4 protein-coding genes are annotated in these 2,011 nt (G+C 44.6%); all 4 read right to left on the bottom strand.

Annotated elements, in window-relative coordinates; translation table 11 throughout:
• Window positions 1-77 precede the first annotated feature (77 nt).
• Window positions 78-491 (bottom strand): hypothetical protein, encoded by a 414-nt coding sequence (locus tag BUC26_RS22430; protein ID WP_073379653.1) that lies wholly within the window; start codon window positions 489-491, stop codon window positions 78-80.
• Window positions 492-528: 37 nt separating this feature from the next.
• The gene (locus BUC26_RS22425) at window positions 529-1,041 is read right to left on the bottom strand and encodes a hypothetical protein (protein WP_073379651.1); all 513 of its coding nucleotides are present in this window, start codon (window positions 1,039-1,041) and stop codon (window positions 529-531) included.
• A gap of 332 nt (window positions 1,042-1,373) precedes the next feature.
• Window positions 1,374-1,763, bottom strand: a complete 390-nt coding sequence (locus tag BUC26_RS22420) for a hypothetical protein (RefSeq protein WP_073379649.1) — start codon at window positions 1,761-1,763, stop codon at window positions 1,374-1,376.
• A 2-nt stretch (window positions 1,764-1,765) separates the two neighbouring features.
• Window positions 1,766-2,011: hypothetical protein (locus tag BUC26_RS23700; RefSeq protein ID WP_161949928.1), on the bottom strand; the 246-nt coding region annotated here is incomplete at its 5' end.

Raw genomic sequence — 2,011 nt, 5'->3', positions numbered from 1 at the left:
GCTAAACCGGGGCAGCGCCGACCCGCTGCACGTGACGTTGAATGTCTAGCTTAAACCCAGTGGATTTCTGTCTTGACTCAGGGGTCCACTTCATTAACTTGCTCAAAATCATAAACTACTTCTTTCTGACCGAGTCGCTCAAGCTCATCGAGCAGCGTCAAAGCTCTCATTGTTTTGCTTTTCCGTGTTGCTTTCGTATCAGCAGTGCTGATTTCGGGCATCAACTTCTCCAATTGCAGGAGTACCTTTTGAGCTCTTTCAATTTTTTTAATTTGGGAACGTTTGATCGATTCCTGCTGTTTCGTGTGGTTTTCAAGGGTGATTCCTGTAAGGTACAACGGAAGAAGTATTAGAATCCTGAATGGTAAGACGATGAGGATTTCAAATAAAAGTCGGGCAAGGACAAATTTCCCCATCTGCTTGGCATAATCTGTCTTGCCTGTCATGCCATAGAAAACATTCCAGTCGCTGATTCGGTGAGGCCTAATCATCTTTTCATCTCAATAGAGAAATTAACTAGATTTCCATTTATTCTTGAGCCTTGATCTCGTACCCAAGTGACTCCACATGTCGAAGCAATTTGTAAATATTTGTTTTCCCCCATTGTGAACACACAGCAATTCGTTCATCAGATAACTGGATAAGTTCTTCAGGCTTGATGTAATACCGTTTATGTCCGGTTCTCTGATAGATGTCATTTGCAATCGATTCCTTATTAAAAACCCCATGAGACCCTTGCAGGTGCTTAGGGAATATTTCAGATAAATCCCCGAAATTTAAGCCCGGATGGTTTTGCACGTAGTCCTTTACAATTGCAAGTACAAGGCGGCCCTTTCCATAAGCATTCCCCTTGAAGTCAAACTTCGAGAAATCCCGATCCCCCATATCAGGCCCAGAGAATAATCTTTCAGTTGGCAGGTTCTTTCCTTCGTAAAAATCTAATATTCTTTCAATAACGCTCTGAGGTGAGTCCCCAAATCCGGCGACATGTTTCTCAAGTCGTCGGTAAAGCTCTTCTGAGATGGTAATAACCTTCTCCATTGTTGCACCATATTGTAAGTATCATTTACAACTAATTGTAAGTTTATTGTAATTGTAAATTGTTTACCGGTCAAGGAAAATCGATCCTAACTTACAAACCCTTTATAAATTCACGGAAGTCTCTTTATCTATTTATAATGATTTTATTATTCAGGTTCCGTACGTTGCTTTTCCCGGACTTTTCAATGCCTGGCCCCGTATAATATTTTAAGCCAACGAGACTTCGGACCAGATATCTCTCGCGCGCATACGTATATACATAGCCGGATCTTCGGATATGGATGTGCTGTTAAGTGGGAACTGGGACGGCACGGAAGGAACAGAGGCTAGAGCTACATCCCTGGTATTTTACCTTCCCTAATCATTTTCCCGATGGCTCTTGAGTTTGCTTTTTCCTGCAGCGTCACATATATGGCCGTTGAATTGATCAATTTCGATACTTGGCTAGGCGTGATTTGCCCGTTGGCCGCCGCACTCAAAAGCTCGCTTATGAATCGCGGCACGTCATCCAGTCCCTCGACAGGCGCAAGGTTCAGCCGGGGCATCGGCTCCCTAGCGTCTGACACAATTTTATTCAATAGCACTTTACCAGCGTTCGTCGATCCGTCCTCTATTAGCCTTTTATACAAGCTATCGATAATCGATGGTGCTAACTCTCTCAATTTATTATGCATCTCGCGTTCAAAGTTGTCCTCAGGGAAGAGATCTTTCAAGTCTGCCATTTTCAGTACCTCCGGTTCTCATGTTTTGCTTGCTCAATCATTTGCCGCAATGTACGCGGCTGTAGGAACGGTGCCACACGCCTTGCATTGCCGACATAGCCGCCGCCCGTCAGCAAGTAGATGAATGCCTCCTCGGCGATTTCACCGATCACCGGATAGCGGTCGGTGATCCGAATTACCCGGTGAACCAACTCTTGAACCTGCACGGTATTAAATTTCTCACCGGCCCGATCCGCTTCCCTGATTTC

Origin of the sequence: Desulfofustis glycolicus DSM 9705, from assembly GCF_900130015.1 — a bacterium.
GTDB classification, from domain to species: Bacteria; Desulfobacterota; Desulfobulbia; order Desulfobulbales; family Desulfocapsaceae; genus Desulfofustis; species Desulfofustis glycolicus.
Note: the sequence above shows the minus strand (reverse complement) of the source record. Positions and strands in the feature narration are given on the sequence as shown.

What these genes read in the sequence shown, in the direction of transcription:
- BUC26_RS22430 (WP_073379653.1), bottom strand. Translation starts at nt 491, where the DNA reads ATGATTAGGCCTCACCGAATCAGCGACTGGAATGTTTTCTATGGCATG.
- BUC26_RS22425 (WP_073379651.1), bottom strand. Translation starts at nt 1,041, where the DNA reads ATGGAGAAGGTTATTACCATCTCAGAAGAGCTTTACCGACGACTTGAG.
- BUC26_RS22420 (WP_073379649.1), bottom strand. Translation starts at nt 1,763, where the DNA reads ATGGCAGACTTGAAAGATCTCTTCCCTGAGGACAACTTTGAACGCGAG.